We start from the raw sequence: 25,068 nt of genomic DNA, 5'->3' as shown, positions 1-25,068 counted from the left end.
GACCGCGCCCCCCACTCGAAAGAGCGGCGGGGCGCGGTCGTGCGTGCGGGGCGGTCAGTCCTGCGGGAAGTCCAGCGAGCCGGGCGGGATGGCCGGTACCAGACCCTCGGCCGCCGCACGGGTGAGCAGCCCGCGCACCGCCGCGTAGCCGGAGTCGCCGAGGTCCGCGGTGAACTCGTTGACGTAGAGACCGATGTGCTGGTCGGCGACGGCAGGGTCCAGCTCCTGGGCGTGCGCGCGGACGTACGGGCGGGAGGCCTCCGGGTCGTCCCAGGCCATCCGGACCGACGTACGGGCCGACTCGGCCAGCGCGCGCAGCCGCTCCGCGCCCAGCGAGCGCCGGGCGATGATCGCGCCCAGCGGGATCGGCAGGCCGGTCGTGGACTCCCAGTGCTCACCCATGTCGGCCAGGCAGTGCAACCCGTAGTCCTGATAGGTGAACCGGGCCTCGTGGATCACCAGCCCGGCGTCCACCCGGCCGTCCCGGACGGCCGGCATGATCTCGTGGAACGGCAGGACGACGACCTTGCCGACGCCCTCCGGCAGCACGTCCGCGGCCCACAGCCGGAACAGCAGGTAGGCGGTGGAGCGTTCGCTCGGCACGGCCACCGTCCGCCCGGTCAGGTCGGGCCCCGGCTCACGCGTCAGGCTGGGATCTTTCACGAGCACGAGCGGACCGCAGCCGCGCCCCAGCGCCCCGCCGCAGGGCAGCAGCGCGTACTCCTCCAGGACCCACGGCAGCACGGCGTACGACACCTTCAGCACGTCCAGCTCGCCGCGCTCGGCCATGCCGTTGGTGAGGTCGATGTCCGCGAAGGTGACGTCGAGGGCGGGCGCGCCCGGCACCCGGCCGTGGGCCCACGCGTCGAAGACGAAGGTGTCGTTCGGGCACGGCGAATAGGCGATCTTCAGCGGTTCACCGGTGCTGGTGCTCATGGCGTTCTCCCCAGTTCGCGAGTACGGGCCCCAGCACGCGGAAGCCGCCGGCGAGCGCGGTCAGCGCGTCCCCGATCCGCCAGGCGGCACGGTCACGAGGGCCCACGGCGTTGGACACGGCGCGGATCTCCAGTACGGGCAGCCCGTGCGCGGCGGCCGCCTCCGCGACCCCGAAACCCTCCATGGCCTCGGCACCGGCCATCGGGTGCCGGGCGGCGAGCGAGGCGGCCCGGGCGGCGGTCCCGGTGACGGTGGAGACGGTCAGCACGGGCGCGAGCAGCGCCCCGGTCGCCTCGGCGGCGCGGGCGGCGAGCTCGGCGGGCGGCAGGTGCACACTGTGCCCGAAGCCGAGCTCCGTCACGTCGAGGAAGCCGTCGGGGGTCTCGGCCCCCAGGTCGGCGGCGACGATCGCGTCGGCGACCACGAGCGAACCGAGCGGGGCGGCGGGCGCGAACCCGCCGCCGATGCCGGCGGAGACGACGAGCGAGTAGTCGGCGAGGGCCAGGGCGGTGGCGGTCCCGGCGGCGGCCGCCGCCGGACCGACGCCCCCGACGAGCACGTCGAAGGCGATGCCCGGAAGGTCCCGGCGCCTGATGAGGTAGCCGCCGGGCAAGGTGCGTGGCTCAGGACCGGGAGTGTCCGGATGAGGGGTCAGCCCGGTGGTGACGGAGTCTGCCTCCGCCGCCACCGCGGTCACGACGAGCGCGCGCACCGCTGCCGCCCGGTTACTTGAGCTTGAGGTTGAAGGACCAGACGGCGAGCGGCTTGCCGTCCTCGGCGATCTGCAGGAACGCGAGCTTCTTCGAGGAAGGGGCCTCGCCCTGGCCGCCGGTCGCGAAGACGTCGGCGCCCGGGAAGCTGCGGTAGGTGTTCGAGGAGGGCTCGGTGATCGGCTGGCCGTCCAGGACCGCCGACCAGCGCTTGCCGTCCTCGACGATCTCCGGCTCGACGCCGAGACGCAGCGTGTCACCGCGGGCGTACTCGACGGTCTTGGGGTTCTTGAGGTTGGTGAGGCACTCCTGGACCTGGTCCATGGAGAGCTCCTTGCCGTCGTTTTGGCAGGAGGCTTCGGCGGACACCGACGAGGTGCCGACCGTCACGGTCGCCAGCGGTGTCGGCTTCTCGCCGCAGGCGGAGAGGAGGAGGAGGCCGGCGGACACGGCTCCGAGGGCCGCGACGCTGCGGCGGGCCCTACCCGAGAAAAGCGGTGCGGTCATGAGCCGAAGGCTATCGGGCCGGTGGGCTGCGCCGCCGCACGGGGTACCGGTGGCCTGCGGCGCGGCGCGGCACTCGGGTGCGGCTCTCGTGCCGGGGCTGCGCCCCGGACCCCGTACATACGCTCCGCGCCCGTGCCCTCAAACGCCGGGCGGGATGGAAAATCCAGCCCGGCAACGGTGCCGCAGGCGGTCATGCGACCCGCGGCCGGGAGGCGCTGTGGTGGCGGGGCGCCGCGGCGACACCGCGCAGGGCCATCGTCGTGCCCAGGGCCACGATCGCCGCGGCCACCGACATCCCCAGTACCCCGTTCAGCGGCAGCACGATGCCGATCGCGCCGCCGAGGACCCACGCCACCTGGAGCAGCGTCTCCGAACGGGCGAAGGCCGAGGTCCGCACCGACTCCGGCACGTCCCGCTGGATCATCGCGTCCAGCGACAGCTTCGCCAGCGCCTGGCAGAAGCCCGCCGTCGCGCCCAGCACCGCCATGAACAGCCCGCTGAAGAACACCGCCGCGAGCACCGCCACGCCCAGGGTCAGGCACAGCACCGCCGCGATGATCGCCTCCGGCGCCCGCGCCCGCAGCCACGCGCCCGCCGCCGTACCGCAGGCGTTGCCCACGCCCGCCGAGACGCCCACGATGCCCAGCGACACCGCCGCGCTCTGCCCTCCCAGGGGATGCTCGCGCAGCAGGAACGCCAGGAAGAAGATCAGGAACCCGGACAGCGCACGCATCGAGGCGTTCGCGAGCAGCCCGCACAGCACCGGCCGGCTGACCGTGCGCAGGCCGGGCCGCTTCGAGTGCGGTTCGTGCGTGGACAGCCGCGCGCGGCGCTCGCCCTTGGCCTCGTCCACCTTGTGCGGCAGCGTGAACGCCGCGACGGTGCCCCACACGAAGATCACGCAGGCCCCGTACAGGGGCCACGGCGGCCCGATCAGATGCAGGGCGGCACCCACCGGCGCCGCCGCGCCCGTGGCCAGCAGGCCGGCCAGCGTGACCCGTGAGTTCGCCTTGACGAGTGAGAATTTCGGCGGCAGCAGCCGGGGCACCACCGCACTGCGGACCACCCCGTACGCCTTGGACGCCACCAGCACGCCCAGCGCCGCCGGATACAGCTGAATGCCCCCCGTGGCCACCGCGCCCGACATCAGCAGCGCCAGCAGCGCGCGCGCCAGCATCGAGGCCGCCATCGCCGCCCGCCGGCCGTGCGGCAGCCGGTCCAGCAGCGGACCGATCACCGGGGCCAGCACGGTGAACGGGGCCATCGTGATCGCCAGGTACAGGGCCACCCGGCCGCGCGCCTCGTCCGTGGGAACGGAGAAGAACACCGTCGAGGCCAGCGCCACTGTGATCATCACATCGCCGGCGCCGTTGATGGCGTGCAGCTCGATCAGCTTGCCGAGGCCCGATTCCCCAGCCCCGTGCGCATGCGTGGCCCGCCGGATCCCGCGCGCCGGAAGGTGCAGCGCACGCCCGACAGCCCGGCCGGCCCGCCTGGCCGGTCCCGAGCCGTCGTCGGACGACCGTACGGGTGCCACACTCGACATAGTGCCCCACCCGGCCCCTGCCGGGCGCCTCCCGGCGCGTCGCCCGGCCGGTGGCTTGTCCGCGAATCGGACCTTGCATGTGTGCCCGAGGCTTAAGAGGAGGTAGCGTGCGTAGCGCGCCACCGGCGGTTGCTCCTGGCCGCGCGCCTCTTCGTGATCCCGCAGAATGGGACGCAGTGAGGTGCGCCCGGAGTCCGATCGGGTGCGGACGTCGACGCGGCCCTCTGGTCCGCTCCGCCCGTGCCACGTACGGACAGCACCGACGGGTCGTTGTGGACGACAGTACGGACGGCGCACACGTGAGACGGCGTAGGAGAGAACGAGACCAGTGAGTGCTGCGACGACGCGAAGCCGTACCCCGCGTACCCCCGACCGCCTCTGCGTCGAGGCGGTAGAACTCGCCCGCGCGGCGGCCGAGGAGGCCGCCTTCCCCGGAGTGGTGGGCGCGCACGTCTCCGCCGTGGCGGAGGGCGACCGCGTCGTCACCCACTTCTTCGAGTCCAAGGAACCGGGCTACCGCGGCTGGCGCTGGGCCGTCACCGTGACCCGCGCCTCCCGCGCGAAGAACGTCACCCTCGACGAAACGGTGCTGCTGCCCGGCGACGACGCGCTGCTGGCCCCCGAGTGGGTGCCGTGGAGCGAGCGGCTGCGCCCCGGCGACATGGGCCCCGGCGACCTGCTCCCCACCGACGCCGAGGACCTGCGCCTGGAGCCGGGCTGGTCGGGCGAGGACACCCCGCCGCCGAACTCGGTGGTCTCCGCCGAGATGGCCGAACTGGTCGAGGCCGAGGACGCCGACGTCACCGACCGCGCGGTGGTCCCCGTACGCGGCTCCATCACCTCGGTCGCCGAGGAACTGGGCATGCGCCGGGCGCGCGTGCTCTCGCGGTACGGGCTGCACACCGCCGCCGACCGCTGGGACGAGTCCTTCGGCGCCAAGACCCCGATGGCGCAGGCCGCGCCCGCGTCCTGCGTCTCCTGCGGCTTCCTGGTCGCCATCGGCGGCTCGCTCGGCCAGGCCTTCGGCGTCTGCGCGAACGAGTTCAGCCCGGCCGACGGCCGTCTGGTGTCGCTGTCCTACGGCTGCGGCGGCCACTCGGAAGCCGCGGTCATGCCCGCGCCGCTGCGCCCGGCCCCGCCGGTGCTCGACTCGATGGCTTCGGACGAGTTCACCCTGCGGCCGGCCCCCGACACCGGCTCGGTCCCGGTCTCGGAATCGGACCTGCCGGCCGCGGACCTCGGCCACTCGTAGCCCGCTCGGCGTACCCTCGCCCCATGGGGGACACGGGCGCGGACACGGACATGGACATGGTGGGAATGACCGGCCGGGTGACCGGGACGGTCGGCCCCGGCCTGGTGGGCGAGGTCATCGTCCGGATCCGGGGCGGGGCGGAGCACTTCCTCGCCCACCCGGTCGCCGGGACCGGCCGCATCGCCGTCGGGACGGTGGTGACGGTGGTCGAATACCTGCCGCCGCGCACGGTGTACGTGATGGCCGCCTACGACAACTGACGCCCCGTCCCACCTGTACGTATCAAGATGGCGACAAGACTCCGCCAGCATCTTCCGGCGTGACCGGGGCAGGCGCAGACTCGGCCTCGTCGGTGCCGAACGGCACCGCGCTAAGGGGGCGTTGCCGATGGCTATCGGCGTCGTGGCGGGAATCGTTCTCGCCGCAATCGTGGCTCTGATCGGCCTGTTCAAGCTCATGTGGCGGGTGGCCGAACCGAACGAGGCACTCGTCATCTCCGGCTCCACGCACAAGACCGAGGGCCTCGGGCAGGGCATGGGCTTCCGGATCGTCACCGGGCGGGGGACGCTCGTACTCCCGGGCGTGCAGGCGGTACGGAAACTGTCGCTGGACCTCAACGAGACGCAGCTGTCCGTGGACTGCGTCACCCACCAGGGCATCCCGCTGCGGGTGAAGGGCGTCGTCATCTTCAAGGTCGGCGACGACCTCGTGTCGATCGCCAACGCGGCCCGCCGGTTCCTGGACCAGCAGAAGATGATGCCCGAGCGCGTGCACATCGTCTTCGCGGGCCATCTGCGGTCCATCGTGGGCGGATTGACGGTCGAGGACATGATCCGCGACCGGGAGAAGCTGACGGGCCAGACCCGGATGGCCTGCGGTACCGAGATGGAGAAGCTCGGCCTGATCGTCGACTCGCTGCAGATCCACGAGATCGAGGACCCGACCGGCTACATCAAGAACCTGGCGATGCCGCACGCGGCGGCCGTGCAGCGGGACGCGCGGATCGCGCAGGCCGAGGCGAACCGGCTGGCCACGGAGGCCGAACAGGCCGCCTTCGCCCGGATGGCCGAGGCGACGCGCGACAGCGAGATCCTGCAGGCCGGCTACCAGGCCGAACGGGACAAGGCGGCGGCGACGGCCCGCCAGGCGGGCCCGCTGTCGGAGGCGGCCGCCCGCCAGGAGGTCGTCGTCCAGGAGACCCGGGTCGCGGAGCTGGAGGCGCACCGGCGCGAGCAGCAGCTGCAGGCGGACGTACGCAAGCCCGCGGACGCGGCGGCGTACGAGACCCGCACCCGGGCGGAGGCCGAGCGTGACGCCCGGATCTCGGCGGCGCAGGCGAAGGCGCGGGAGACGGAGCTCGCGGCAGCCGCCGAGGCGACGCGGGTGACGACGGCGGCGACCGCCGACGCGCAGGCCGTGGAGGCGCGCGGCATCGCGTCGGCGAAGGCGACGCGGGCGACCGGTGAGGCGGAGGCCGCGGCCACGCAGGCGCGGGGCCTCGCGGAGGCGGAGTCGGCGAAGGCCCGCGGTCTGGCCGAGGCGGAAGCGATCAAGGCGCGGGCCGCCGCGCTGGCGGAGAACCAGGAGGCGGTCGTCGCGCAGCAGCTGGCCGAGAACTGGCCGGCGATCGTGGAGGCGGGTGCGGGGGCCTTCGGGAACGTGGAGCACATGGTCCTGCTGAACGGGGCCGAGGGCATGTCGGAGATGTTCGCGAAGGCGCTGACGATGGGCGGCACGGGCCTGGGCGTGGCCCGCCAGCTCCTGGCCTCGATGGGCCAGCCCCCCGCCCCGGGGACTCCGTCCCCGGCCTCCCCGCCGGCGAACGGCCGCATCCCGATCCGCGAGGAGTGACCCAAGCCCTGCACCGGGTGGGCCGGGCCCACCACCCCCGGCCCTCCGGCCCCACCCCGGCCCATCCGGCTCCGCCGGGCCGAACCCAGCCCCTCCGGCGTTCGAGGAGCGGGGTCCGGGGCGGAGCCCCGGCAACGGCGCCGCACCAGGAACCAGGTGATTCGGCGCTCGCGCCGCTGCCAGGGCTCCGCCCCGGACCCCGCTCCTCAAACGCCGGAGGGGCTGGAAGAGCGGGGCTGGATTCAGCGGCGGCGGAAGAGGCGTTTGGCGCCGAAGACCAGGGCCAGGCCGCCCGCGAGGACGAGGGCTCCCTTGCCGAAGCTGCCCGTCGGCCCCGGCGTGGGGGCCGCCTCCGAAGGGGCACCCGGCTGCGGCGAGGCCGAGGCGGCAGCGGCGACCGGCACGGCGATGACCCGGCTGCCCTCGCCCTCCGCGCCGAACATCAGCGTGGAGCCGTCCGGCGTGTACGTCACCGACTCCGCCTGGCCCTGCCACGGCGCGTCCACCCGCTCGCCCTCGCCCACCGGCAGGCCGTCCTTCCACGGGTAGGTGCGGGCCGTGAAGTAGCCGCGCAGCGTCAGACGGGTGCCGTCGGGGGAGAACGCCCCGTCCGTCACCCACGGCACGTCGGCGACCCGCCGGAACACGTTCGTGCCCCCCGTCGTCAGCTCCGCGGGACCCTCGTACAGGCCGCCCTTGTTCTCGTCCTTGCTCGCGATGTAGACGCGCCCCGTCACCGGATGGACCATCAGGGCCTCCGCGTTGCGCGCCCCGTCCGCGTACTTCACCGTGAACTGCGCGGCCTCGACGGTGACATCGGCCAGTTGCTTCGGTTCCGGGAAGCGGTAGATCCACACGTGGTCCCAGGTGCCGTTGCGGTTGTCGCCGATGTCCCCGACGTAGAGCTGCCCGTCGGGGCCCAGCGAGATCGCCTCGACGTCGCGCGGCTTCCCGATCCCCTTCAGCGTCACGCGGGCCACTGTCCTGCCCGATGCCGAGTCCACCGCGTAGATGTACGGGCCGTCGTCGCTGTCGTTGTGCGTCCAGTACACGCCCGGGTGGATCCGGCTGGCGGCCAGGCCGCTCGACTCCTTGATCCGCGGGTCGGAGATGGTGAAGGAGGACATGGCGGGGGTCTCCGCCGCGAGGGCCGGGCCCGGCAGCACGGCGAGTGCGGCGGCGGCGGCGGTGGCAACGGCGGCGGACGCGGCGGCGGACGGCATGGGCAGGCGCATTCCACCAGCCTGCCAGTACGTGCCGCGTGTCCGGCGTCACAGGGGTTTCTGTCGCGCGATCCGCGATGATGACCGGATGCGTTTCATGTTCGTCGGTGACTCCATGACCATCGGACGCGCCGGCGACTACACCTGGCGCTACCGGATGTGGCAGCACCTCAGCTCGACCTTCGGCGGTCCCCACCGGATCGTCGGCCCGCGCTGCGAGCTGTACGACACCGTCGCCGACACGCCCACCAGCCACGCGTACGCCGACCCGGGCTTCCCGGAGCGCGCCCGCCGCCACCTGGCCGGCTGGGGCGAGGGCTGGCAGCACATGGCCCCCCTCATAGGCCCCGCGGTGGCCGACACCGGCGCCGACGTCCTGCTGGTCTCCCTCGGGCTGATCGACCTCGGCTTCTACACCGACGCCGAACAGACCACCGCCAACGCCCGCCGGTTCGTCGCCGGGGCCCGCGCCGCCCGCCCCGGCGTCCGCATGGTCCTGCTGCCGGTCATCCCGAACAGCCGGGCCGAGGAGGACGCCCCCTTCGCGGCCGAAGTGGCCCGCTTCAACGAGCTCCTCGCGAAGGCGGTCGCCGACCTGACGACCGACGCCTCGCCGATCCTGCTGGCCGCGCGCCCGGAGGCGTACGACATCCACCGCGACACCTACGACGGCACTCACCCGAACGCCTCGGGCGAGCACCGGCTGGCGGGTGAGTTCGCGGCGGTCCTGCACCAGGCGTGGGGGATCGGCGGCCCCTACCGGCCCGCGCGGGGGCTGTAACACGCCCGTCACGGCGGGGTCTTGCTTCGAGCGCACTCGAAGCAGTTGGCTAGTGACCCATGAAGTACACGCAGCTCGGACGCACCGGCCTCAAGGTCAGCCGACTTGTACTCGGCACCATGAACTTCGGCCCCCAGACGGCGGAGCCCGAAAGTCACTCGATCATGGACTCCGCCCTCGACGCGGGCATCAACTACTTCGACACCGCCAACGTGTACGGGTGGGGCGAGAACAAGGGCCGCACCGAGGAGATCATCGGCACCTGGTTCGCCCAGGGCGGCGACCGCCGCGAGAAGACGGTCCTCGCCACCAAGGTGTACGCCTCCATGTCCCGCGAGGGCGACACCTGGCCCAACTACGACCGCCTGTCGGCGCTGAACATCCGGCGGGCCGTCGACGCCAGCCTCAAGCGGCTCCAGACCGACTACATCGACGTCTACCAGTTCCACCACGTGGACCGGCTGACCCCCTTCGAGGAGATCTGGCAGGCCGTCGAGGTCCTCGTCCAGCAGGGCAAGATCCTCTACGCGGGCTCTTCCAACTTCCCCGGCTGGAAGATCGCCCAGGCCAACGAGACCGCGGCCCGCCACGGCCGGCTCGGCCTGGTCAGCGAGCAGTGCCTCTACAACCTCGCCGAGCGGCGCGCCGAGATGGAGGTCATCCCGGCGGCCCAGGAATACGGCCTCGGGGTCATCCCGTGGTCCCCGCTCCACGGTGGCCTGCTGGGCGGGGTCATCAAGAAGGAGGTCGAGGGCGGCCGCCGCGCCTCCGGCCGGTCGGCGGACGCGCTGGCGAACAGCGCCGTACGCGCGCAGGTGCAGGCGTACGAGGACCTGCTGGACAAGCACGGCCTGGAGCCGGGCGAGGTCGGGCTGGCCTGGCTGCTGACGCGCCCCGGGGTCACCGGGCCGATCGTCGGGCCGCGTACGCAGGAACAGCTCGACTCGGCGCTGCGCGCGGCGGAGCTGGAGCTCTCGCAGGAGGTCCTGGCGGGCCTGGACGAGATCTTCCCCGGTCCCGGGGCGTCGCCGGAGGCCTTCGCCTGGTAGGCGGCGGGGGCTACTGGCCGACGGCAGCCGCCACGGCCACGACGAGGAACATCAGCACGAGCACACCGGCCATCACACGGTTTCGGGTCTTGGGATCCACCCGTCGAGCCTAACGCGGCCCGTCCGCTCTCCCGCACGCCCCCCGGCTCCGGCCGGGGGGGCGTGCGGGTTCAGCCGACGAGCGGCCAGGCCCCGACGGTCTCGTAACGGGGCTGCTCGCCCGGCACCCCGCTGACGGGGAGGTTGCTGCGGACCAGGCTGAGCGTGTCGACCTGCCAGGGTGTGCCCTCGAAGTCCGCCAGGGCGTCCAGGTAGGGCCGCAGCGGGGTGGTGGCGCTGCGGCTGCGGGCCAGGGTGAGGTGCGGGGTGTACCGGCGGTGCTGCTCCATCGGTACGCCGGCTCGCCGCGCGGCGGCGTCGGTCCGTTCGGCGAGCATCCGCAGGGCGGCGAGCTCCCCGGCGGCGCCGGCCCACAGGGCGCGCTCCCCGAAGTGGCCGCAGCCGTGCAGCCGCAGTGCGAAGGGGGGCGTGCGGTGGGCGGCCCGCTCCAGGCGGGTGTGCAGCTCCGGGAGCACCTCGTCCCGTACCTCGCCCATGAAGGCGAGCGTGAAGTGCCAGCCCGCTCGCGCGGTCCACGTCAGGTGGTCGTCGCGGACTCCGTCCACGGCCCGTGCCAGCTCGGCGACGGCCGCGTCGGGTGGCAGGACGGCGGCGAACAGTCTCATGCGGCGAGCGTAGCCGCGCGCGGCGCCGTTGTCGGGGGCTTTGCCCCCGGACCCCCGCGCCTCAAACGCCGGCGAGGCTACATTCAGCCTCGCCGCGTTTGAGCCCCGGGGTCAGGCCACCGTCACCAGTTCGCGGTGGCGCGGGACGGCCGGGACGAACGTCACACCGCGGCGGTCCACCCGCAGCCGGAGGTTGCCGACACGGGCCAGGACCACCGCGATCGCGACCGAGGCGGCCAGGGAGACCAGCGCGCCCGAAGCCATGCCGATCCGGGCGCCGTAGGTGTCCGTGATCCAGCCCAGCAGCGGGGCGCCCAGCGGGGTGCCGCCGGTGAACACCATCATGAACAGGGCCATGACCCGGCCCCGCATCTCGGGGTCGGTCGCCATCTGCACGCTGGAGTTGGCGGTGACGTTGACCGTCAGGCCGAAGATCCCGATGGGGACGAGCAGGGCGGCGAACAGCCAGAAGCCGGGTGCGAAGGCGGTCACCAGGAGCAGGACCGAGAACAGCACGGCCGCGGCCACCAGCACCCGCAGGCGGGACTGTCCGCGCCGGGCCGCGAGCAGGGCGCCCGCCAGGGAGCCGGCCGCGATCAGGGTGTTGAAGAGCCCGTACGTGCCCGCGTCCCCGTGGAAGACGTCGCTGACGTAGGCCGAGAGCCAGATCGGGAAGTTGAACCCGAAGGTGCCGATGAAGCCCACGAGCACGATCGGCCAGATCAGCTCCGGGCGGCCGGCGACGTAGCGCAGGCCTTCGCGCAGCTGGCCCTTGGCACGGGGCCTCGGCTCGACCCGGTGCAGTTCGTGGGTCCGCATCATCAGCAGGCCGGCGAGGGGCGCGGCGAAGGACAGGCCGTTCAGCAGGAAGGCCCAGCCGGAGCCGACGGCGGTGATCAGCACACCGGCGATCGCCGGGCCGACCAGCCGGGCGGACTGGAAGTTGGCCGAGTTCAGGCTGACGGCGTTGGCCACCTGGTCCTTGCCGACCATCTCGGAGACGAAGGTCTGCCGGGCCGGGTTGTCGACCACGGTGACCAGGCCGATCGCGAAGGCGGCGAGGTAGACGTGCCACACCTGGACGTGTCCGGCCAGGGTGAGGACGGCGAGGGCGATGCCGGTCAGGCCCATCGCGCTCTGGGTGGCGAGGAGCAACGGCCGCTTGGGCAGCCGGTCGGCGAGCACGCCGCCGTAGAGGCCGAACATCAGCATCGGCAGGAACTGCAGGGCGATGGTGATGCCGACGGCGGAGGCGGAGCCGGTCAGCGAGAGGACCAGCCAGTCCTGGGCGATGCGCTGCATCCAGGTGCCCGTGTTGGACACGACCTGGCCGGTGGCGAAGAGCCGGTAGTTACGGATCTTCAGCGAGCTGAACATGGAGCCCTTGCTCGTGGGTGCCGCGACGGTCGCGGCGGTAGCGGGGGTGGATGTGTGGCCGGGTGCGGAGTCTGCTCCGGTTCCCGTACTCAAAAGCGTTCGCCTCCTGGCGTCGTTCCTACAGGTGCGCGAGCTTCTCCAGGACGGGTGCGGCCGCGCGCAGCTTGGCCCATTCGTCCTCGGTCAGCTCGGCAGCGAGCCCGGCCAGGAAGGCGTTGCGCTTGCGGCGGCTCTCTTCGAGCATCGCTTCGGCCTCCTCCGTCTGGCGGACCACCTTTTGGCGGCGGTCGTCGGGGTGCGGTTCCAGCGTGACCAGTCCCTTGGCTTCCAGCAACGCGACGATGCGCGTCATCGACGGCGGCTGGACGTGCTCCCGCCGCGCGAGCTCGCCGGGTGTGGCCTGGCCGCAGCGGGCGAGGGTGCCGAGGACCGACATCTCGGTCGGGCTCAGCGACTCGTCGACGCGCTGGTGCTTCAGGCGTCGCCCCAGCCGCATGACGGCGGAGCGGAGATCGTTCACGGCGGCTGCGTCGTCGCCATGGGAGAGGTCATGCATGTGTTTAGGGTAACTCATTACTCTTCCTAAGGAAAACCGGTTTTCCGGCTCGCAAGGGGGTCACTCGTACGGGTGAGCCGGCGGCTGAAAGTGACACGCGTACGCACCCTGTGCCCCGACTCTTTCGGCATGGGGACACATGTGCTGAGCATGCGCATAGACGGGGAGCTCCTCGACAGGCTCCGGATCCATGCCGCCAAACGCGGAATGAGCGTCCAGGACTATGTGGTCCGGACGCTCATTCGCGATGACTTCGACGAGCGCTTCAAGGCGGCCGTCGACGAGACAGAGAAGTTCTACGGGCTGACGTAGCTACTGGCCGAGCCCGAGGGCGGGCATCGCGTAGTAGAAGACGAACACCGCCGACACCACGTACATGGCCACCGGGACCCCGCGGGCCCGGCCGGTCGCCAGGCGCAGTGCGCAGAAGCTCACGAAGCCGATGCCGATGCCGTTGGTGATCGAGTAGGTGAAGGGCATCATCACCATGGCCAGGAAGGCCGGGACGGCGATGGTGAAGTCGCTCCAGTCGATGTCCTTGACCGAACCCGCCAGGATCAGGAAGCCGACCACCACGAGCGCCGGGGTGGCCGCCTGGGACGGGACCATGGTGGCGAGCGGGGTGAAGAACAGCGCCACGGCGAAGAGGCCGCCCGTCACGACGTTCGCCAGACCCGTACGGGCACCCTCGCCGACCCCGGCCGTGGACTCCACGAAGCAGGTGGTCGCGGAGGAGGACGTGGCACCGCCCGAGGCGACGGCCAGGCCGTCGACCAGCAGGACCCGGTTGATCCCGGGGAACTCGCCGGTCTTCTTGTCGATCAGCTTCGCCTCGTCGCCGACGCCGAGGATCGTGCCCATGGCGTCGAAGAAGCAGGACAGCAGCACGGTGAAGACGAAGAGGATGCCGGTGAGCATCCCGACCTTGCCGAAGCCGCCGAACAGGCTGACCTCGCCGACGAGCCCGAAATCGGGCGCGGCCACGGGATTGCCGGGCCATTCCGGGACCGTCAGGCCCCAGCCCGAGTCGGGCACCTTCGCGACCAGCTGGACCACGACGGCCACGACGGTCATGGCCACGATGGAGATCAGGATCGCGCCCGGGACCTTGCGGATCAGCAGGGCGAGGGTGAGCAGCACGCCGATCACGAAGATCAGGACCGGCCAGCCGTCCAGGTGCCCGGTGGCCCCGAGCTGCAGCGGGACCGTCGTGTGCGCGGCGTCCGGGATGCGGGAGACGAAGCCCGCGTCGACCAGGCCGATCAGCATGATGAACAGGCCGATGCCGATGGCGATGCCCTTGCGCAGGCCCAGCGGCACGGCGCTCATGACCCGCTCGCGCAGGCCGGTGGCGACCAGCAGCATCACCACGAAGCCGGCCAGGACCACCATGCCCATGGCGTCGGGCCAGCTCATGCGGGGGGCGAGCTGGAGTGCGACGACCGTGTTCACGCCGAGTCCGGCGGCGAGCGCGATCGGGACGTTGCCGATGACACCCATGAGGAGGGTGGTGAAGGCCGCCGTCAGGACGGTGGCCGTCACCAGCTGGCCGCCGTCGAGCTGGTGCCCGTACATGTCCTTCGCGCTGCCCAGGATGATCGGGTTCAGCACGATGATGTACGCCATGGCGAAGAAGGTCGCGAAGCCGCCGCGGACCTCGCGGGCGAGGGTCGAGCCGCGCTCGGAGACCTTGAAGTAGCGGTCCAGCGGGCCGGAGGCTTCCTTGGGGGAAGGCTCCGGAGCGGTGGCTGCGGGGGCGGGGGCCGGGGTACTCATACGGTCCTCATTGGGTGGTTCATACGAAGAAAATGGGCCGCGCCCACACCGTTTCAGTATGAACACATGAACGAAAGGGCGTCCATCTCCGCGCGTAGATGTCATTTCCCGCCGCCTAGACTTGCCGCATGGCGAAATGGATTGCGAAGCACGAGGCGCCCGAGCCCCTGGAGGGCCCCGTCGTCGCCACCGTCACGGGTGGCACGATCCTGTGGTTCGCCCTCTTCCTGGTCCAGCTGCCCTTCTACGGGTGGTTCGCCGACCGGGACCAGCTGTGGTGGGTCTGGACCTGCGCGGCTGGCGGCTTCCTCGGCCTGATCGGCATCTGGTACGTCCGCGGCCGTGACGCCGCCCTCAAGCGCCATGCCGCTGAACAGGCCGAGGCCGCTGCGCGGGCCGAGCGGGACGGGCAGGCCGGGCAGGCCGGGCAGGCCGGGCAAGCTGGGCAGGCCGGGCAAGCCGGGCAGGCCGGGCAGGCGGGCTCGGGGCCTCAGGCCTAGTGCTGTGGCCGGGAAGGTTTGCCGGGTCGCGTCGTCCGGTGCGGTGGATCGCAAGGCGGAGGACCGCGGCTCGTACTGGACGTACTTGCGCGGTCCGACAACGCGGCGAGGCGCCGTGCCGGGCGTCGTGACCCGGTGAACCTTCCCGGTCACAGCACTAGCGGCGGCCTGGGCGCGGGTCCGGCGGCTTCGGGGTGTGGCAGTGCCCCTCCGGGACGTCTCCTCGGCTCGCGAACCCTGGGCCGGACCGGCCCGTGGCCCGGCGGTGGGTTCGCTCGACCTGCGGGGACGTCCCGGAGTGCCCCCGCCCCACGGCCCGGTACGCGCTACCAGGGGACGATTCGGGTCATCCTGAGGTCGGATCTTCCCGCTGCTCGGCGGGTGAAGCGAAAGAACCCCGCTTAACGTCGAAGGCATGACGCAGCGGGCTGGAACCGAATCCGACGGGCCGGAGCCGGGTGGCAGGACGGCCGCCCCCGCCATCGACGCGGGAGCGGAGCTGGACCCCGTACATCCCGTGCGCCCGCCCGCGCCCCGCTTCAAGCCGGGCGGGCTGAGCACCGCCGAGGTCGCCGAGCGCGTCGCGCGGGGCGAGGTCAACGACGTTCCCGTCCGGAGCAGCCGCTCCACCACCGACATCGTCCGCGCCAACGTCTTCACCCGGTTCAACGCGATCATCGGCGTGCTCTGGGCGATCATGATCGTCGTCGCGCCGATCCAGGACAGCCTCTTCGGCTTCGTGATCGTCGCCAACACCGGCATCGGCATCATCCAGGAACTGCGCGCCAAGAAGACCCTCGACAGCCTCGCCGTCATCGGCGAGGTCAAACCCAGCGTGCGCCGCGACGGCCGGACCGCCGAGATCTCCACCTCCGAGATCGTCCTCGGCGACGTCATCGAACTCGGCCCCGGCGACAAGGTCGTCGTCGACGGATCCGTCGGCGAGGCCGACGGCCTGGAGATCGACGAGTCCCTGCTCACCGGCGAGGCCGACCCCGTCCTGAAGAAGCCCGGCGACCCGGTCATGTCCGGCTCCTTCGTCGTCGCCGGCGGCGGCGCCTTCACCGCCACCAAGGTCGGCCGCGAGGCCTACGCCGCCCAGTTGGCCGAAGAGGCCTCCCGCTTCACGCTCGTCCACTCCGAGCTGCGCTCCGGCATCTCCACCATCCTCAAGTACGTCACCTGGATGATGATCCCGACCTCGATCGGCCTGATCATCAGCCAGCTCCTCGTCAAGGACAACAACCTCAAAGACTCCATCGCCCGGACCGTCGGCGGCATCGTCCCGATGATCCCCGAAGGGCTCGTCCTGCTCACCTCCGTGGCCTTCGCGATCGGCGTCATCCGGCTCGGCCGCAAGCAGTGCCTGGTCCAGGAGCTGCCCGCCATCGAAGGCCTCGCCCGCGTCGACGTGGTCTGCCTCGACAAGACCGGCACCCTCACCGAGGGCGGCATGGACGTCACCGAGCTGCGCCCGCTCGGCGGCGCGGAGCCCGCGTACGTCAAGAAGGTGCTCGGCGCCCTCGGGGAGTCCGACCCGCGCCCCAACGCCAGCCTCCAGGCGATCATCGACGCCTACCCCGACATGGCGGAGTGGCGCTGCACCGAGTCCCTGCCCTTCTCCTCCGCCCGCAAGTACAGCGGCGCCAGCTTCAGCGAGGGCGACGGCGAGAACAACACCTGGCTGCTCGGCGCCCCCGACGTGCTGCTCCCCGCCGGGGACCCGGCCCTCGAGGAGATCGACGACCTCAACGAACAGGGCCTGCGCGTCCTCCTGCTGGCCCGCTCCGCCCGCGAGCTCGACGACGCGGCCGTCGCCACCGGGGTCCGGCCGACCGCCCTCGTCGTCCTGGAACAGCGGCTGCGCCCCGACGCCGCCGACACGCTGCGCTACTTCGAGGACCAGAACGTCAGCGCGAAGGTCATCTCCGGCGACAACGCGGTCTCCGTCGGCGCGGTCGCCGGCAAGCTGGGTCTGCCGGGCGCGGAGGACACCGTGGACGCCCGGGGGCTCCCCACCGACCGGGCCGACATGGCGAAGGTCCTCGACGACAACTCGGTCTTCGGACGGGTGAGCCCGCAGCAGAAACGGGACATGGTGGGGGCCCTCCAGTCCAAGGGCCACACGGTCGCCATGACGGGCGACGGGGTCAACGACGTGCTCGCCCTCAAGGACGCCGACATCGGCGTCAGCATGGGCTCGGGCTCGGAGGCGACGAAGGCGGTGGCCCAGATCGTCCTCCTCAACAACAGCTTCTCGACCCTGCCCTCGGTCGTCGCCGAGGGCCGCCGGGTCATCGGCAACATCACCCGCGTGGCCACCCTCTTCCTCACGAAGACGGTCTACTCGGTGCTGCTGGCCATCCTCGTGGTCTGCTCGCAGGTCGAGTACCCCTTCCTGCCCCGCCACCTGACGCTGCTGTCCACGCTCACCATCGGCATCCCGGCCTTCTTCCTGGCCCTGGCGCCGAACAGGGAACGCGCGAAACCGCACTTCGTGAAGCGGGTCATGCGGTACGCGATCCCCGGCGGCGTCATCGCGGCCGTGGCCACTTTCGTCTCGTACCTGATCGCCCGCCACCACTACACGGGCCAGGGCGCCCTCGATGCCGAGTCCAGCGCGGCCACGCTGACGCTGTTCCTGACGTCCATGTGGGTACTGGCGATCATCGCCCGCCCCTACACCTGGTGGCGGGTGGCCCTGGTCGGCGCGATGGGCGGGGCGTTCCTGATCGTCCTCGTCGTGCCGTGGCTGCAGGACTTCTTCCAGCTCAAGCTGGTGGGCGTCATGGTGCCGTGGATCGCGGTGGCCGTCGCCGTGGGCGCAGCCGTCCTGATCGAGTTCACCTTCAGGTGGGTCGACCGCAAGTTCCCGGCCTGACGGGGGCCGGTCCGCTCCCGGCCCCCTCCCGGCTCCTTCAGGTCAGTCGAACCAGCGGTCCCGCGCCAGTTCCGCCGTACGCGACGGGTCCTCCAGCAGCGCCGCCACCTCGAAGCGGCGCGGCCACTGGCCCGCCGACCAGGCAAGGCCGGCGGCCACGCCCTCCAGCGTGGACGCGTGGAGCGTGCCGTCGGGGGTGCGGCGCCAGTCGAGCTCCGTGCCGCCCGCGACGAGCTCCTCGTGCTCGATGTACGTCGCCGGAGTGGCCGGACCCAGCAGCACGAGCACCGACTCCGGTACCTCGTGCTCCTCGCCGGGCGTGGTCACCTCCGCCGGAACCGTCTCCGAGAGGCGGCGGACCTGGAGCAGCTCCGCGAGATCCGCCGCACGCGACGGCGGGACCGGCAGCAGCGGAAGACCCGCCGTCAGCGGGAGCAGGTCCGGGGCGTCCGCGATCACCGCGTCGGCCGCGTCCACCACGAGCACCTCGCCGTCCACCACCGCGCGCAGCTCGTCCGGGAGGGTGACCTGCTCGGGATCCAGATCGGCCAGCGCGCCGTACAGGCCGTGCAGCTGGTGGCCGGTGACCTCGCGGTCCGGGTCGGCGAGCCGGGCCAGCAGTTCGGCGGCGCCGCCGGGCTCGTCCAGCAGGGCCGGCACGGACGTGCGTACGCCCAGCGCCCGCAGGACCTGCTCGTCCTCGAAGCCCGTGGCGTCCGCCGAGGTGTAGAGGCCCGCCAGCAGCGGGTCGCCGCCCGCCGCGCGCAGTCCCGCCGGGCGGCGGCCGTCGAGCACCGGGTGGTCGCGCAGCCACCAGGCGGTGTACGGGCGCACCGACTGCGTGGTGCCGTCCGGCAGCAGGATCCGCACGGGCTGGGTCAGCGCGTCACGAAGCGGCGGCTGCGCGAGCATGGCCAGGGCCTGCGGCCAGCAGTCGTCGTCGACGAGGTCGAGGTCCCGGACGGCGATCAGCTCGGTCGCCACCGGCGGGACCGGGGTGTCCGGCAGCTGGTCCAGGACGTCCTCGCACCACACGTCCACCGCGTCCAGGAGGCCCGCGTCGTCGGGCTCGGCGAAGTCGCCCTCGCGCGGTTCCAGCTCGTCCGGGTCGAGGACCACGTCGGTGGCGCGGACCAGCTGGAAGGTGGCCAGGACCCCGCACGCGGTGAGCGGGCCCGCGCCCCACCTCTCGGCGAGGTCCGCGTCCACGTACGGGACCTCGTCCTCGCGGATCACCGAGGCCAGCGGGCTGCCCGGCAGCAGGAGCTCGCCCGCCGGAACCAGTTCCCCGTCCTCGTCCGGCAGGGCCAGCGCGCCGAGCCACGGCTCGTCGCCCGGCGCCAGATCGGCGTCCCGGACCAGCCCGAGGACCACCTCGGCCAGCTCGTCGGCGTCCAGGGTGTCGGCGTCCTCGTCCCAGATCTCCCCCGCGTCGAGGGAGGCGGCGACGGCCGCCCGCACCTGCGGGGTCGTCAGGACCGCCCGCGCCGTGGCCGGGAGAGCGCCGAGCTTCTCCAGCAGCGGGTGCGCCGCGTCAGGGTGGGCCACCTTCAGTCCCAGCCGGGCCAGGCTCGCCGGCGTGTCCGCGCCGGGCAGCAGGATGTGCCGGGGCCCGATCGAGGTGCGGCCGTCGGCGAGCGGCACGGGCAGCCCCGACAGCCGGTCGGGGTCCACCCCGGCGAGGCTGTCGTAGAGCCGGTGCCACCACTCGGGGGTCCGCTCGATGCCCGCGATCCGCTCGATGGCATCGCCCAGCGGGAGCCGGCCCACCCCCAGGGTGCGCAGCTCGGACCGGCGCTCCAGGCCGGCCGGCAGCAGGGTCGGCAGGACCTCGGCGAGGACGCGTACGGTGTCGGCGCCCGCGCCCTCCACCACCTCGGCCTCGAAGGGGCGCAGGGCGGCGCGCTCCTCCGCGTGCTCGGGCGGCGCGGCCGGTGCGAGGAAAGCGGTACGGGGCAGGCGCTGGAGCACGGCCGCGCGCAGGGCCCCGTCCAGCTCGCCCTTGCCGAGCGGGCCGGGCACCAGGTCCACCAGCGCGGTGGTCACCGGGTCCCAGGCGCCGAGGAGTTCGGCGTACGCGTCGGCCGCGCGCTCCACGAGGAAGTCGGTCAGCGGACCCGGCGCCGGGTGCCGGCGGGAGGTGTCCAGCGGCAGGGTCGCGATGAGCAGCGCCGGGATGCCCAGCGGCTCGTCGGTGGGGGTCGGCGCGTGCACCACCGGGGCCGTGGCGGGGCGGACCGGGGCGCCGTCGGTGTCGACGGGCACGGCCCAGGACACCGCCCAGGCGGGCCGCAGCCGTTCCTCGACGGGCCGGTCGGCGAGCAGCGCGCGCTCGATGGGGCCGCCGTGGCGGACGGTGCGCCAGCGGTGGGTGACCGTACCGGAGGCGGTGGTGTCCTCGATGACCGTGTACGGGCCCTCGTCGCGCCGGTACAGGGTGCGCACGCCCTCGGACGGGGTCTCCACGACGACCTCGCGCAGCCCGGGCAGGGTCAGCAGCAGGGCGTCGTCGACACCCGCCAGCAGCCGTTCCACCAGATCCTCGGCGGCGGCGTCGCGCAGCGGGAGGACCACGACGGTGTCGTAGCCCTCCGGGGCGGTTCCCTCGGCGGGCAGCGGGAGGCGCAGCAGCGGAACGTGCCCGTCGCGGCGGCGCAGTTCGTCGCCGAGGCCGGGGCTGCCGACGGCGGCGCCCCGGGCCAGTTCCCGGGCCTCGGCCAGGGACCAGCGCACGCCGCCGTGGCGGCCGAGCACCGCGGGTTCGTCGGAGACGGCCAGCACGGCCGCGAAGCCGACGCCGAACCGGCCGACGCTGTCGCCGGCGGGCTCCCGCTTGGCGGAGGCGCGCAGGGTGCTCAGCGACTCCACGCCCGTCGCGTCCAGCGGGGCACCGGTGTTGGCGACGGCCAGCAGCGCGTGCCCGCCCTCGCCCGCGTGCAGGGTGAGCCGCAGCCGGCCGGGCACCTGGGCCCGGGCCGCGGCGTCGGCGGCGTTCTGCGCCAGCTCGATGACGAGCCGGTCGCGGTAGCCGCCGAGTGCGAGGTCCTCCTCGGCGTTGGCGTCCTCGCGGAACCGGGCCGGGCCCGCACCCCACGCGTCGAGCACCCCGCGCCGCAGCCGGGCCGTGCCGAAGGGGTCCACACCGCTCTGGGCCGCCGTCACTCGCACGCTCACGCCGCTGCCTCCAAGAATCGCCGCCGGAGCCCTGAAGGTACCGCGTGCCGGGGAAACCCCCACGCCGGTGGCCTCGCGGTGTCCCGGGAACGCCGAAGCCCCCGGCGACAGCAGGCAGTCACCGGGGGCTTCACGTCGTACCGGACGGGTGAGGGTCAGAGCTTCTCGATCACGTGGTCGATGCAGGCCGTCAGCGCCTGCACGTCCGCCGGGTCGATCGCCGGGAACATCGCGATACGCAGCTGGTTGCGGCCGAGCTTGCGGTACGGCTCGGTGTCCACGATGCCGTTGGCGCGCAGCACCTTGGCGACGGCCGCCGCGTCGATGTCGTCCGAGAAGTCGATCGTGCCGATGACGGACGAGCGCTTGTCGGCGTCCACGACGAACGGGGTCGCGTACTTGGACGCCTCCGCCCAGCCGTACAGGTTGCGCGCACTGGCAGCCGTACGGCCGGTGGTGAACTCCAGGCCGCCCTGGCTGTTCATCCACCGCAGCTGCTGGTCCAGCAGGAACAGGGTGGACAGCGCCGGGGTGTTGTACGTCTGGTTCTTCAGCGAGTTGTCGATCGCCGTCGGCAGCGAGAAGAACTCCGGGATGTGCCGGCTGCCGGAGGCGTGCACGCGGGCGGCGCGCTCCAGGGCGGCCGGGGAGAACGCGGCCAGCCACAGGCCGCCGTCCGAGGCGAAGGACTTCTGCGGGGCGAAGTAGTAGACGTCCGTCTCGGTGATGTCCACCGGCAGACCGCCGGCGCCCGAGGTCGCGTCCACCAGAACGAGGGACCCCTCGTCAGCACCGTCGGCGGCCGCGACGCGCTTGATCGGCGCCGCCACGCCCGTCGACGTCTCGTTGTGGGTGTACGCGTACACGTCCACGCCCGCCTCGGCCACCGGCTCCGGGTGCGTGCCCGGGTCGGAGGAGATCACGGACGGCGCGTCCAGCCACGGCGCGAGCTTCGCGGCCGTGGCGAACTTCGATGAGAACTCGCCGAAGGTCAGGTGCTGGGACTTCCGCTCGATCAGACCGGCGGTCGCGATGTCCCAGAAGGCGGTGGAGCCGCCGTTGCCCAGGATCACCTCGTACCCCTCGGGGAGGGAGAAGAGGTCCCGGAGGCCCTGGCGCACCGAGCCGACCAGGTTCTTGACCGGGGCTTGGCGGTGTGAGGTTCCGAGCAGGGAGGTACCGGTGGCGGCGAGGGCGTCCAGCGCCTCGGTCCGCACCTTGGAGGGGCCCGCGCCGAAGCGTCCGTCGGCGGGCTTGATGTCAGCGGGAATCTGGATCTCAGCCACGAGCGGAGCGTATCGGGTCCCGGTCCGCGCCTCGGAAGCGCGTCCACCCGATGAGACGGGTCCGGCCGGTGGGAGGGTGGGGCCGTGACGTCACCCGGTGAACTCGAACGGACATTGCGGGAGAACCTGCGCGGGGAGATCGACTTCGGCGCCGCCGCACGGGCCCTGACCACCATGGACGCCTCGAACTACCGGCGTGTCCCGGTGGGTGTGGTCGCCCCGCGCGACGCCGGCGACGTGGCGGCCGCCCTCGCGGTGTGCGCCGAGGCCGGGGTCCCGGTCGTGCCGCGCGGCGGCGGGACGTCCATCGCCGGCCAGGCCACCGGCGTGGGCGTGGTCCTCGACCTCACCCGGCACATGAACGGCCTCGTGTCGGTGGACCCGGCGGCGAGGACGGCAGTGGTCCAGCCCGGGCTGGTCCTCGACCGGCTGCGGGACGCGGTGCGGCCGTACGGGCTGACCTTCGGGCCCGACCCGTCCACGCACTCCCGCTGCACCCTCGGCGGCATGATCGGCAACAACGCGTGCGGCGCCCACTCGGTGGCCTGGGGCACCACCGCGGACAACGTGACCGAGCTCGCCGTGACCGCGTACGGGGGCACCGCGCACCGGCTCGCGACCGGCTGGGACGGTGCCCCGGCGGGCCTGCGGGAGCTGATCACCGCACATCTGGGGCTGCTGCGCACCGGGATGACACCCGCCGGGATGCCGACCGGCTTCTCGCGGCGGATCTCCGGCTACGGGGGCCTCGACGCGCTGCTGCCCGAGCGCGGGGTGCAGCTGGCGCGGGCGTTCTGCGGGAGCGAAGGCACGCTCGGGGTGGTGACGGAGGCGGTGGTGCGCCTGGTGGAGGCGCCGCGCGCGCCGGTGCTCGCGGTGCTCGGGTACGCGGACGAGGGCGCGGCGGCGGACGCGGCGGCCGGGCTGCTGCCGTACGGTCCGCTGACGGTGGAGGGGATGGCCCAGGACCTGGTCGGCGGCACGGCCGCGGAGCTGCCCCGGGGCGGGGCGTGGCTGTTCGTGGAGATGCCGGACGAGGGCAGAGCCCGGGCCCTGCTGCGGGCCGCCGACGCGGTGGACGCGACGGTCGTCACCGATCCGGCGGGGCAGCGGGCGCTGTGGCGGATCCGCGAGGACGCGGCGGGCACGGCGACCCGGATGCCAGACGGGAGCATGGCCTGGCCCGGATGGGAGGACTGCGCGGTGCCGCCGGCCCGGCTGGGGGCCTACCTGAGGGAGTTCCGGGCCCTGCTGGCGGCGCACGGGCTGCGCGGATCCCCGTACGGGCACTTCGGCGAGGGCTGCGTGCACGTACGGATCGACTTCGACCTGGTGTCGGCGGCGGGCATCGCCCGCTTCCGGGACTTCTCCGGGGAACTGGCCGATCTGGTCGTCGCGCACGGCGGCTCCCTGTCGGGCGAGCACGGGGACGGGCAGGCGCGGGCGGAGCTGCTGCCGAAGATGTACGGGACGGAGGTGGTCCGGCTCTTCGGTGCGTACAAGGACGTGTGGGACCCGGCGGGCGGCATGAACCCGGGGATGCTGGTCCGGCCGGCGCGACTGGACGAGAACCTGCGCTTCGCGGTGCTGCCGGCCACTTCGTTCGCGGGTGAGGTCGCGCGGTGCGTGGGCGTCGCGAAGTGCCGGACCACGGACACGGGCGGCGGCGCCTCGGTGATGTGCCCCTCCTACCGGGTCACGGGGGAGGAACGGCACTCCACGCGCGGCCGGGCCCGGTTGCTGCACGAGATGCTGGCCGGGGAGATCGTCACCGACGGCTGGCGCTCGGCGGAGGTCGCCGAGGCGCTGGACCTGTGCCTGGCATGCAAGGGATGCCGCAGCGACTGCCCGGTGGGCGTGGACATGGCCGCGTACAAGGCGGAATTCCTGCACCGCCACTGGGCGAGCCGGATCCGCCCGCTGTCCCACTACACCCTGGGCGGCCTGCCGGGCTGGCTCCGGCTGATCGCCGCTCTGCGGGCGGCGGGGCCCGTCAACGCCCTGGCCCGGCGCGTCCCCGTACCGGGGCTGGACCGGGACCGCGGCGGCCGCCTGCCGGAGCTGGCGCGGGAGCCGTTCACGCGGTGGTGGGGGCGGTCGGGGGCGTCGGGGCGCTCGGGGCCGGCGGGGCCCTCGGGGTCGTCGGGGCGGTCGGGGCGGTCGGGGGCGGGGTCGGGGCCGGGGAGATCCGTCACCCTCTGGCCGGACACGTTCACGGAGTACCTGAGTCCTGCGGCGGGGCGGGCGGCCGTGCAGGTGCTCCGGGCGGCCGGCCTGGAGGTGTCCGTCCCCCGCGGCGGCCGGGTCTGCTGCGGCCTGACGTACGTGTCCACGGGCCGCCTCGACCGCGCCCGCAAGGTCCTGCGCCGGACGCTGGACGTACTGGGAGACGTACCGGGGCCCGTGGTGGTGCTGGAGCCGAGCTGCGCCGCGGCCCTGCGCACCGACCTGCCCGCGCTGCTCCCCGACGACCCCCGCGCGGCCCGCCTCGCGGGAGCGGTGCGGACCTTCGCCGAGACCCTGGAGGAGTACGCCCCGGACTGGCGGCCGCCGCGCCTGGACCGGGAGGTCGTCGGCCAGACCCACTGCCACCAGCACGCGGTGCTCGGGGACGGCCCCGACCGGCGGCTGCGCGAGCGGGCCGGGCTGGTGGGCGAGCTCAGCGGGGGCTGCTGCGGGCTGGCGGGCAACTTCGGCTTCGAGCCCGGGCACCACGGGGTGTCGGTGGCCTGCGCGGAGGAACAGCTGCTCCCGTCCTTGCGTGCGGCCCCGCGGGACGCCGTCGTCCAGGCGGACGGATTCTCCTGCCGTACGCAGATCGCACAGCTGGGCGGGGTGCGGGCCCGGCACCTGGCGGAACTCCTTGCGGAGGGGCTGTAGGGCGGTTGTCGTGCAGCCGTAGGGCAGTGTTGACATGGTTGTAAGGCAGGACATGCGG

General features: G+C 73.1%; 20 protein-coding genes. 9 read left to right on the top strand and 11 right to left on the bottom strand.

The window, feature by feature from the left end:
• Positions 1 to 54: 54 nt before the first annotated feature.
• From ACZ573_RS25905 to ACZ573_RS25890, 4 genes are all read right to left on the bottom strand, one after another.
• Positions 55 to 936, bottom strand: coding sequence for a 1,4-dihydroxy-6-naphthoate synthase (locus ACZ573_RS25905; RefSeq protein ID WP_471308083.1), 882 nt, complete (start codon positions 934 to 936; stop codon positions 55 to 57).
• Positions 917 to 1,648 carry a futalosine hydrolase gene (locus tag ACZ573_RS25900; RefSeq protein WP_471308081.1) on the bottom strand — a complete coding sequence of 244 codons (732 nt, stop codon included), beginning with the start codon at positions 1,646 to 1,648 and terminating at the stop codon, positions 917 to 919. The genes ACZ573_RS25905 and ACZ573_RS25900 overlap by 20 nt, the downstream gene beginning before the upstream one ends.
• Positions 1,649 to 1,661: 13 nt before the next feature.
• Positions 1,662 to 2,153, bottom strand: a complete 492-nt coding sequence (locus ACZ573_RS25895) for a DUF2771 domain-containing protein (RefSeq protein WP_471308079.1) — start codon at positions 2,151 to 2,153, stop codon at positions 1,662 to 1,664.
• Between the two features lie 190 nt (positions 2,154 to 2,343).
• Complete coding sequence (locus ACZ573_RS25890) at positions 2,344 to 3,699, bottom strand: MFS transporter (protein WP_471308077.1); 1,356 nt, start codon at positions 3,697 to 3,699, stop codon at positions 2,344 to 2,346.
• A 328-nt stretch (positions 3,700 to 4,027) separates the two neighbouring features.
• Between ACZ573_RS25890 and ACZ573_RS25885 the strand changes: the two genes are divergently transcribed.
• The 3 genes from ACZ573_RS25885 (at position 4,028) to ACZ573_RS25875 (ending at position 6,802) form a co-directional block, all read left to right on the top strand.
• Positions 4,028 to 4,951: a DUF3027 domain-containing protein gene (locus tag ACZ573_RS25885; protein ID WP_471308073.1), complete on the top strand. Its 924-nt coding sequence runs from the start codon at positions 4,028 to 4,030 to the stop codon at positions 4,949 to 4,951.
• A gap of 56 nt (positions 4,952 to 5,007) precedes the next feature.
• Complete coding sequence (locus ACZ573_RS25880; protein ID WP_327266828.1) at positions 5,008 to 5,211, top strand: hypothetical protein; 204 nt, start codon at positions 5,008 to 5,010, stop codon at positions 5,209 to 5,211.
• Between the two features lie 127 nt (positions 5,212 to 5,338).
• The gene (locus ACZ573_RS25875; RefSeq protein WP_471308067.1) at positions 5,339 to 6,802 is read left to right on the top strand and encodes a flotillin family protein; all 1,464 of its coding nucleotides are present in this window, start codon (positions 5,339 to 5,341) and stop codon (positions 6,800 to 6,802) included.
• Positions 6,803 to 7,044: 242 nt separating this feature from the next.
• On the opposite strand, the gene ACZ573_RS25870 is transcribed toward ACZ573_RS25875, so the two are convergent.
• Positions 7,045 to 8,037 (bottom strand): YncE family protein, encoded by a 993-nt coding sequence (locus tag ACZ573_RS25870; RefSeq protein WP_471308064.1) that lies wholly within the window; start codon positions 8,035 to 8,037, stop codon positions 7,045 to 7,047.
• A 76-nt stretch (positions 8,038 to 8,113) separates the two neighbouring features.
• Between ACZ573_RS25870 and ACZ573_RS25865 the strand changes: the two genes are divergently transcribed.
• Both ACZ573_RS25865 and ACZ573_RS25860 read left to right on the top strand, forming a co-directional pair.
• The gene (locus ACZ573_RS25865; RefSeq protein ID WP_471308061.1) at positions 8,114 to 8,806 is read left to right on the top strand and encodes a GDSL-type esterase/lipase family protein; all 693 of its coding nucleotides are present in this window, start codon (positions 8,114 to 8,116) and stop codon (positions 8,804 to 8,806) included.
• A gap of 59 nt (positions 8,807 to 8,865) precedes the next feature.
• A complete protein-coding gene (locus ACZ573_RS25860) occupies positions 8,866 to 9,855 on the top strand; it encodes an aldo/keto reductase (protein WP_471308058.1) in 990 nt (329 codons plus the stop codon).
• A 170-nt stretch (positions 9,856 to 10,025) separates the two neighbouring features.
• Here ACZ573_RS25860 and thpR read toward each other — a convergent pair whose 3' ends face one another.
• The 3 genes from thpR to ACZ573_RS25845 all read right to left on the bottom strand — a co-directional run bounded on the left by thpR (position 10,026) and on the right by ACZ573_RS25845 (position 12,513).
• A complete protein-coding gene (gene thpR, locus ACZ573_RS25855) occupies positions 10,026 to 10,580 on the bottom strand; it encodes an RNA 2',3'-cyclic phosphodiesterase (protein WP_471308054.1) in 555 nt (184 codons plus the stop codon).
• 111 nt (positions 10,581 to 10,691) lie between these two features.
• Entirely contained in the window at positions 10,692 to 12,050 is a 1,359-nt protein-coding gene (locus ACZ573_RS25850) for an MFS transporter (RefSeq protein ID WP_471308047.1), read from the bottom strand.
• Between the two features lie 25 nt (positions 12,051 to 12,075).
• Positions 12,076 to 12,513: a MarR family winged helix-turn-helix transcriptional regulator gene (locus ACZ573_RS25845; protein ID WP_030010566.1), complete on the bottom strand. Its 438-nt coding sequence runs from the start codon at positions 12,511 to 12,513 to the stop codon at positions 12,076 to 12,078.
• A 129-nt stretch (positions 12,514 to 12,642) separates the two neighbouring features.
• On the opposite strand from ACZ573_RS25845, the gene ACZ573_RS25840 reads away from it, so the two are divergent.
• On the top strand, positions 12,643 to 12,825 hold the full coding sequence (locus ACZ573_RS25840) for a hypothetical protein (RefSeq protein WP_030010567.1): 183 nt from the start codon (positions 12,643 to 12,645) through the stop codon (positions 12,823 to 12,825).
• Here the strand turns inward: ACZ573_RS25840 and ACZ573_RS25835 are convergent, their stop codons facing one another.
• Positions 12,826 to 14,289 carry an NCS2 family permease gene (locus ACZ573_RS25835; RefSeq protein WP_471308045.1) on the bottom strand — a complete coding sequence of 488 codons (1,464 nt, stop codon included), beginning with the start codon at positions 14,287 to 14,289 and terminating at the stop codon, positions 12,826 to 12,828. It abuts the gene before it with no gap.
• 128 nt (positions 14,290 to 14,417) lie between these two features.
• Between ACZ573_RS25835 and ACZ573_RS25830 the strand changes: the two genes are divergently transcribed.
• On the top strand, positions 14,418 to 14,789 hold the full coding sequence (locus ACZ573_RS25830; RefSeq protein ID WP_471308041.1) for a DUF2530 domain-containing protein: 372 nt from the start codon (positions 14,418 to 14,420) through the stop codon (positions 14,787 to 14,789).
• Positions 14,790 to 15,204: 415 nt separating this feature from the next.
• Positions 15,205 to 17,670 (top strand): cation-translocating P-type ATPase, encoded by a 2,466-nt coding sequence (locus ACZ573_RS25825; RefSeq protein WP_471308038.1) that lies wholly within the window; start codon positions 15,205 to 15,207, stop codon positions 17,668 to 17,670.
• Positions 17,671 to 17,712: 42 nt separating this feature from the next.
• Here ACZ573_RS25825 and ACZ573_RS25820 read toward each other — a convergent pair whose 3' ends face one another.
• Positions 17,713 to 20,844 carry a sacsin N-terminal ATP-binding-like domain-containing protein gene (locus ACZ573_RS25820; protein WP_471308032.1) on the bottom strand — a complete coding sequence of 1,044 codons (3,132 nt, stop codon included), beginning with the start codon at positions 20,842 to 20,844 and terminating at the stop codon, positions 17,713 to 17,715.
• A gap of 155 nt (positions 20,845 to 20,999) precedes the next feature.
• Positions 21,000 to 22,130, bottom strand: a complete 1,131-nt coding sequence (gene serC, locus ACZ573_RS25815; protein WP_471308029.1) for a phosphoserine transaminase — start codon at positions 22,128 to 22,130, stop codon at positions 21,000 to 21,002.
• 84 nt (positions 22,131 to 22,214) lie between these two features.
• Between serC and ACZ573_RS25810 the strand changes: the two genes are divergently transcribed.
• Positions 22,215 to 25,010 (top strand): FAD-binding and (Fe-S)-binding domain-containing protein, encoded by a 2,796-nt coding sequence (locus ACZ573_RS25810; RefSeq protein ID WP_471308026.1) that lies wholly within the window; start codon positions 22,215 to 22,217, stop codon positions 25,008 to 25,010.
• The last annotated feature ends 58 nt before the right edge of the window (positions 25,011 to 25,068 follow it).

Source organism: Streptomyces sp. NPDC040545 (assembly GCF_055595065.1).
Note: the sequence above shows the minus strand (reverse complement) of the source record. Positions and strands in the feature narration are given on the sequence as shown.

What these genes read in the sequence shown, in the direction of transcription:
- ACZ573_RS25835 (WP_471308045.1), bottom strand. Translation starts at nt 14,289, where the DNA reads ATGAGTACCCCGGCCCCCGCCCCCGCAGCCACCGCTCCGGAGCCTTCC.
- ACZ573_RS25825 (WP_471308038.1), top strand. Translation starts at nt 15,205, where the DNA reads ATGACGCAGCGGGCTGGAACCGAATCCGACGGGCCGGAGCCGGGTGGC.
- ACZ573_RS25890 (WP_471308077.1), bottom strand. Translation starts at nt 3,699, where the DNA reads ATGTCGAGTGTGGCACCCGTACGGTCGTCCGACGACGGCTCGGGACCG.
- ACZ573_RS25840 (WP_030010567.1), top strand. Translation starts at nt 12,643, where the DNA reads ATGGGGACACATGTGCTGAGCATGCGCATAGACGGGGAGCTCCTCGAC.
- ACZ573_RS25865 (WP_471308061.1), top strand. Translation starts at nt 8,114, where the DNA reads ATGCGTTTCATGTTCGTCGGTGACTCCATGACCATCGGACGCGCCGGC.
- ACZ573_RS25880 (WP_327266828.1), top strand. Translation starts at nt 5,008, where the DNA reads ATGGTGGGAATGACCGGCCGGGTGACCGGGACGGTCGGCCCCGGCCTG.
- thpR (WP_471308054.1), bottom strand. Translation starts at nt 10,580, where the DNA reads ATGAGACTGTTCGCCGCCGTCCTGCCACCCGACGCGGCCGTCGCCGAG.
- ACZ573_RS25905 (WP_471308083.1), bottom strand. Translation starts at nt 936, where the DNA reads ATGAGCACCAGCACCGGTGAACCGCTGAAGATCGCCTATTCGCCGTGC.
- ACZ573_RS25845 (WP_030010566.1), bottom strand. Translation starts at nt 12,513, where the DNA reads ATGCATGACCTCTCCCATGGCGACGACGCAGCCGCCGTGAACGATCTC.
- ACZ573_RS25895 (WP_471308079.1), bottom strand. Translation starts at nt 2,153, where the DNA reads ATGACCGCACCGCTTTTCTCGGGTAGGGCCCGCCGCAGCGTCGCGGCC.
- ACZ573_RS25860 (WP_471308058.1), top strand. Translation starts at nt 8,866, where the DNA reads ATGAAGTACACGCAGCTCGGACGCACCGGCCTCAAGGTCAGCCGACTT.
- ACZ573_RS25870 (WP_471308064.1), bottom strand. Translation starts at nt 8,037, where the DNA reads ATGCGCCTGCCCATGCCGTCCGCCGCCGCGTCCGCCGCCGTTGCCACC.
- ACZ573_RS25875 (WP_471308067.1), top strand. Translation starts at nt 5,339, where the DNA reads ATGGCTATCGGCGTCGTGGCGGGAATCGTTCTCGCCGCAATCGTGGCT.
- ACZ573_RS25830 (WP_471308041.1), top strand. Translation starts at nt 14,418, where the DNA reads ATGGCGAAATGGATTGCGAAGCACGAGGCGCCCGAGCCCCTGGAGGGC.